We start from the raw sequence: 6,111 nt of genomic DNA, 5'->3' as shown, positions 1-6,111 counted from the left end.
TATTTAATACTTTTGTACAGTAAGAAAAAAAGAGCTGTCAATAAGCCTATGTAGTGGCAGACTGGTCCGAAGACCGTTGATGAAATAGCTGTAACAAAAAGCAGAAATATCCAAAAATCAAAATGAGAACTTTTACTTCCTACTGTAGTCATTGTCCGTCCTGCCTTATTTAAAAAATCTTTCATCAAATGAATTGCCGGAAGCGGCTTCTATTTCCATTACTATCTCAGGCGCTCTCAATTTCATGTGAACTTTCTTTTTAAAGCTAAACACTAAATAACAGATAATTTTTAATGGATTCTTTATCGCGTGTTTCACTCTCAACACAGCTTTCTTAAATTCTCTTTCCGGTTTGTTTTTAATCGAACGGTAGTGATTCATCTTTGTCGCTTTTTTCGCAACAGCGTTGAGTTTAGGATTCTCGTTGGTAGAAACCTCATTAAATTCATATACTTTGTTTAAAGATGCGACAAACCTGCTGTTTCTTGATGAGGAAAGCCCCGTTCCCATCTCATACCAACGGACAAAAAGCGGCAAATAGCCAAAAAGATTGCCTGTTGCCAACATCCAAACAGACATTCCATAATCCTCTAAATCCTTTATTGTCTCTGGTATGGGGAAAGTTCCATCTTGAAAATATCTTGAATGATAAACAAAAGAGGGAGCGCCTATGTAATTTCTTTCTAACAAAAGCTCCAAGGCTTTTTCTGTTGGGCCTTGCAACATTCCCATATAGAAGGGATACGTTGGCAAGTGGTCGTTTACTTCCTGCCACTCAGGGTTAAACTTATATGACTTGTAATAGCCCAGCCATACTAATGGGTCTTGCAGACCTTCCTCTCTCTGTTTTTCAATTTCTTCTGCAATAAGTGAAAATGTCTTCGTGGAATAGTAAGTATCGCCTTGTCCCAGGGGGACAATAATTTCGCCTTTAGCATTGAGAGCGGCGTTGCGATAATTTTTCACTATTCCTAGGTTTTCTGAATTTTTTATAAAAGTGACGTTTTCAAAATATTCTGTATTATTTTTTAACCAATTTTCAATAATAGAAACTGTTTTACCGTCATCAGAAGCATCGTCAGCAATAACCAAATCTTTATATGGATAATCCTGGAGTTTGCACGACTCAAGAGTGGGGATTATACGATTCCCGCCGCAATACGACTGAACGAGAGCGGTAATTTTTATCTTAGACATTTACATTAGTCCCTTCTTATGCAAATATTTATTCTGCTGATTGACTTAATTATTTTGTTATTTTGCACCTTATTATTTATTATAATTAAGTAGATGATGATTTATTCTAATATAAAACTGTAAAATTCCACACCTTTAATAAAATTGTTCTATAATCATACTATAAGGAGGGGTAAAATGAGAATTGCAATAATAATTAACAACATGCATAGTGGTGGCGCTGAGCGCGTAGCACTTACCCTTCTTAACACTCTAATAGATATGGGGCACATTGTCACTTTTGTACTGTTTAAGGAAGAAGGGCCTCTACTGTCGGATATTCCCAAAAACACAGGAATAGTTGCATTGAACGATGAGCCTACCCTTATGGCTGCACTAAACCCATTCTCAGGTCTTAGGAAGTGGCTAAAAAGGATAAAGAAAACAGATGAGTTTGATGTTTTATTAACATCTTCTTCAAAAATAAACAACATCACAGTCTTGGCAAATAAAATAGCCAAGACAAATATTCCCATCGTAATAACAGAACACAATATTTTTTCTGAATTTATAGCGGATAGGCATATTCATCGTCGCATTTATCACTTATCAATGGCAAAATTATTATATAAAAAAGCGGATCTATATGTTGCCGTATCAGATTATGTGAGAAAAGATGCAATTAAGCTGGGGTTAATTTCTGCAGATAAAGCACACTACATTCATAACCCTATAATGTTTAGAGAGGATTTGCAAGAAGGGCTTCATCACTGGTTTGAAGACTGTTCGCTTGAGGTGGTACTTTCCGTCGGCAGCTTCTTCGGAGTGAAAGACTATCCCACACTTGTAAAAGCTTTCGCTCTCCTTCACAAGAAAAGACCGCAAACAAGGCTGATAATTCTGGGTCGTGGAGGTAAAAGGGTTTTAATTGAAGGGCTTGTTAAAGAGCTGCAAATACAAGATTATGTTGATATGCCGGGGTTTCTGAATCCCTATAATTTTATGAAATATTCAAAGGTTTATGTGTGCTCTTCCAAACATGAGGCAAGTTCCCTTGCTGTAGGTGAAGCTCTCATGGCGGGACTGAATGTAGTCAGCACTGATTGCGGCGGCCCGGCAGAACTGCTTGGATTTGGTGAGTATGGACAGCTTGTCCCGGTTGGAGACCATGAAGCTCTTGCTGCTGCAGTGGAAGATGCGATTATAAATCCGATATCTTCAGACGTTCTCAAAGATAGAGCTTCAAACTGGGAGCCGAAACTTATTCTTTCTAAGTATATAGAGCTTATAAATGAAATGCTTCAAAATCGAAACAGTGCTACCTATAAATCTCGGATAGAGGAGCGTATTTATGTTAAAAAATAAAAAGAAAGGCATTCCAAAAGCCGAAGACAAGTTCCTTTGGGTTCGCTTCAGTGCTTTGGGAGATGTTCTTCAGGCACTTTCAGCCGTATTTCTGATAAAAGAGAAGTTCCCCGAAATAAAAATTTCTTTTCTTACAACCGAGCCATATATGAAAATTGTAGAATCGCAGCCATATATTGATGAAGTGTTAATAGGACAGAAAAAGCCTTGGAAGACCTTAATAAAAACAGCCAAAAAAATTAGGAACAACCAGTTTAAATTTGTTGCTTCGACATATAAAGGTTCTCATATGACATTCTTAAATATATTAGCTGGAGTGAAAAACAGATTGGGAGACAGTGTTTCTTTCCCATTCTTCCAAACTCAAAACATTTATTCATGGGCAGAGTTAAATGGGATAGATCTATACAACAGAGAAAAGCCATCTATTTTTGCGACAGAAGAAAGTATTGCTTTCGCAAAAGATCTCTTCCTTCCATATGAAGGGAAGAAAAAACTCTTTGCTGCAATAGGTGCTGGAATCGTCTCCAAAAGGTGGCCTCATGAGAAATGGATTGAATTTTTACCGCCATTAATCTCAGACGGTTGGCAAATTGTTTTAAACGGCCACGGGGAAGAGGAGCGTCTCTTTGCTGAAGCAATAATAGATGAAATAGGCAGCGACTCTATACTTAATTTGGTAAATAGGCTAGATTTTCTAAAGATGGCTGCTGTTGTCAGAGAGTGTGACATGGCTATAGGCAACGATACCGGTCCTCTTCACATGGCATCGCTGAGCGGTATTCCAACCTTGGGGATCTTTGACTATATCCAACCGGCGGAAGTTGGTTATGCAATGCCATGGTTTGCCTGTGTTGTGAGCAGAAATGAACCGCTTCAAACCTTTTATGCGAAAAAACGTTGTCAGTCTGTTCTTGCAGAAATATCATCAGATAAAGTAAGAAGAGCATTTGATTTTCTTGCAGAAAAGTTTCTGTATTAAACAAGAAACAAACGGCACTTTATCTAGACCGTAAAAGACACTAAACAGATAGGGGCAATTTTATGGGCAGAGCACAAGGCAAGGAGAAAGCAGCGATTTTTTTAGATAGAGACGGAACGATAATTGAACTTAAAGATTATCTCCGCTCTTTCAAAGACATCGTGCTGATTCCCACTGCTGTAGAAGCCCTTAAAATTTTTAAAAAAGCCGGTTATTTACTTATAGTGACAACAAATCAAAGTGGTGTTGCAAGAGGTTATTTTACGGAAGATTTTGTAAGAGAAGCCAATGCCAAAATAGCAGATTTATTTTCAGAACAGGGAGTAAAAATAGACTCCTTTTATTATTGCCCCCATCACCCCGATTACCCAAAAGAGCCAGAAAAAGAAATATGCGACTGTCGAAAACCTAAAACGGGGATGATAATGAATGCTATGGCTGACTTTCCAATTAATCTGGCAGATAGTTGGGTAATAGGTGATAATATATCTGATATGGAAATGGCAATAAATGCAAAGATAAAATCAGCTCTTGTAAAAACAGGATACGGCAAAGAGGTTATCTCAAATTATCCGAAGGATCTAAAAATGCCTGATATAGTAGCGGATGACATCTACCAAGCCGCAAAATTAATAACGGCAGAAAGTGGAGAGAATAAATGAGACATTCAACCGTCTTTTCACCAAAATCATTAAGTAAAATAAAAGAACTCTGCATGGGGAGTTTTAAAGATGTTTCAGTCCTCGTTGTGGGCGACATAATGCTTGACAGATACATCTCAGGCAAAGTGCAGCGCATATCCCCGGAAGCGCCCGTCCCCGTTTTCCATATACAGTCAGAATTTTCGACACTTGGAGGGGCTGGCAGTGTCGTCACTAACTTAAGAAGGCTGGGAGTTAATACTTATTTGGTTGGCCGAGTTGGGGATGACTCCGAAGCAAAACATATTGAGGAGATGCTGGAAAAAGAGGGTGTGAAAGAAGCAAATCTTATCTACCGAGGCACATCTTCAGTAAAAACAAGACTTCTTGGAAATGGAAGACAGCAGATGATGCGCCTTGATTATGAAGAGATAATTACACCTCTTTCAGCAGAGCAGCAAGCCTATCTAAAAAACATAGAGATTAAACTAAAAGAAGGTGTCGGTGCCGTTATTTTATCCGATTACGGGAAGGGCATGTTTCTTGAAACTCTGGCAAATGACATAATAAAATTGTGTGAGAAATATGGAACACCGGTTCTAGTAGATCCGAAAGGGGCAGATTGGAATCGTTACAAAGGTGCTTTTGCAGTAACCCCTAACCTATCCGAATTGTCATCTGCTTCCGGAAAACAAGTTGTAAATGAAGATGATTCAGTAGCGAATATAGGAAGAGAGTTAAAAGAGCTTCTCAAAATACAAAATTTAATAATAACACGCTCCGAAAAAGGTGCATCTCTTATCTCACCCGAAAAAACTCTTCATATCCCAGCACACAAGGTGGAAGTTTTTGACGTTTCCGGAGCTGGAGATACGGTTATCGCAGTGCTTTCTGCATCTATTGCCTCAGGATTGGATATAGAGGACTCCCTTAAACTTGCAAATATTGCCGGACAAATTGTCGTTGGCAAAGTGGGAACAGCGCCCATTGAACGCTTTGAACTTTTACAGTACATCGCAAAAGATGAATCAAACGGGAAGTTAATGAGTGCCGAAGATGCAGCCACAAGAATAAGTGAATGGAAAAAAAAGGGAGAAAAAGTTATATTCACCAATGGCTGTTTTGATATATTTCATGCAGGTCATGTTGACAGCCTTACCAGGTCAAGAGCCTTGGGCTCTCGTCTCGTGGTGGGATTAAATTCAGATGCCTCGATAAGAATATTGAAGGGACTCTCCCGTCCTGTAAACAGGGAGGCAGAAAGAGTAAGAGTTCTCTCAGCCATATCTGACGTGGATTTAATAGTTATTTTCGACGAAGAAACACCGGAAAAGCTTCTTTCAATTTTACGCCCCGACGTGATATCGAAAGGCGGAGACTATAAACCGGAAGAAATTGCGGGCAGACAATATGCAAAAGAGGTCGTTATACTGCCACTTATAGAGGGACTTTCAACCACTAAGATAATTGAAAGGATGAATAACGATGGAGAAAAATAAGAGCTGTTTTGATGCAAAAAATATAGAGGCAATAATAAAAGAATCCGCGGAGTTATTTGTCACAATTATAGAGGATAAAGAACTGCAAAATTCAGTTCTTAAGAGCTCAGAACTCATAATAGAAACACTCAAAAACGGAGGCAAAATACTTCTCTGCGGTAATGGAGGCAGTGCGGCAGATGCACAGCATTTTGCAGGAGAGATGGTTGGCTCTTTCATGATAAAAAATAGAGCAGCCCTTTCTGCAATTGCTCTTAACAGCGACACCTCAATTTTGACATCAATCGGCAATGACAGCTCATTTGAAGAAATTTTTTCAAAGCAGGTACAGGCGTTAGGCCGGGCAGAAGATGTTCTTATAGGTATTTCAACGAGCGGCAATTCAAAAAATATAATTAAAGCTTTTGAAGAAGCGAAATGTATAGGCATGAAGCTCATAGCTCTATGT

At 38.8% G+C, this 6,111-nt stretch carries 6 protein-coding genes; 5 read left to right on the top strand and 1 reads right to left on the bottom strand.

Going from position 1 to position 6,111, the window contains the following annotated elements; all coding sequences use genetic code 11:
- Positions 1–165: 165 nt before the first annotated feature.
- Entirely contained in the window at positions 166–1,197 is a 1,032-nt protein-coding gene (locus tag GXZ13_01435) for a glycosyltransferase (GenBank protein ID NLX74503.1), read from the bottom strand.
- Between the two features lie 177 nt (positions 1,198–1,374).
- Between GXZ13_01435 and GXZ13_01430 the strand changes: the two genes are divergently transcribed.
- The 5 genes from GXZ13_01430 to GXZ13_01410 form a co-directional block, all read left to right on the top strand.
- On the top strand, positions 1,375–2,541 hold the full coding sequence (locus tag GXZ13_01430) for a glycosyltransferase (protein NLX74502.1): 1,167 nt from the start codon (positions 1,375–1,377) through the stop codon (positions 2,539–2,541).
- Positions 2,528–3,523: a glycosyltransferase family 9 protein gene (locus GXZ13_01425; GenBank protein NLX74501.1), complete on the top strand. Its 996-nt coding sequence runs from the start codon at positions 2,528–2,530 to the stop codon at positions 3,521–3,523. Before GXZ13_01430 ends, GXZ13_01425 begins: the two co-directional genes overlap by 14 nt.
- A 62-nt stretch (positions 3,524–3,585) precedes the next feature.
- Complete coding sequence (locus GXZ13_01420; protein ID NLX74500.1) at positions 3,586–4,185, top strand: HAD family hydrolase; 600 nt, start codon at positions 3,586–3,588, stop codon at positions 4,183–4,185.
- The gene (locus GXZ13_01415; GenBank protein NLX74499.1) at positions 4,182–5,663 is read left to right on the top strand and encodes a bifunctional heptose 7-phosphate kinase/heptose 1-phosphate adenyltransferase; all 1,482 of its coding nucleotides are present in this window, start codon (positions 4,182–4,184) and stop codon (positions 5,661–5,663) included. Before GXZ13_01420 ends, GXZ13_01415 begins: the two co-directional genes overlap by 4 nt.
- Positions 5,650–6,111: SIS domain-containing protein (locus GXZ13_01410; protein NLX74498.1), on the top strand; the 462-nt coding region annotated here is incomplete at its 3' end. The genes GXZ13_01415 and GXZ13_01410, both read left to right, overlap by 14 nt.

It is taken from the genome of Synergistaceae bacterium (genome assembly GCA_012728235.1).
Lineage (GTDB): Bacteria > Synergistota > Synergistia > Synergistales > Synergistaceae > JAAYFL01.
Note: the sequence above shows the minus strand (reverse complement) of the source record. Positions and strands in the feature narration are given on the sequence as shown.

What these genes read in the sequence shown, in the direction of transcription:
- GXZ13_01430 (NLX74502.1), top strand. Translation starts at nt 1,375, where the DNA reads ATGAGAATTGCAATAATAATTAACAACATGCATAGTGGTGGCGCTGAG.
- GXZ13_01420 (NLX74500.1), top strand. Translation starts at nt 3,586, where the DNA reads ATGGGCAGAGCACAAGGCAAGGAGAAAGCAGCGATTTTTTTAGATAGA.
- GXZ13_01435 (NLX74503.1), bottom strand. Translation starts at nt 1,197, where the DNA reads ATGTCTAAGATAAAAATTACCGCTCTCGTTCAGTCGTATTGCGGCGGG.
- GXZ13_01425 (NLX74501.1), top strand. Translation starts at nt 2,528, where the DNA reads ATGTTAAAAAATAAAAAGAAAGGCATTCCAAAAGCCGAAGACAAGTTC.
- GXZ13_01415 (NLX74499.1), top strand. Translation starts at nt 4,182, where the DNA reads ATGAGACATTCAACCGTCTTTTCACCAAAATCATTAAGTAAAATAAAA.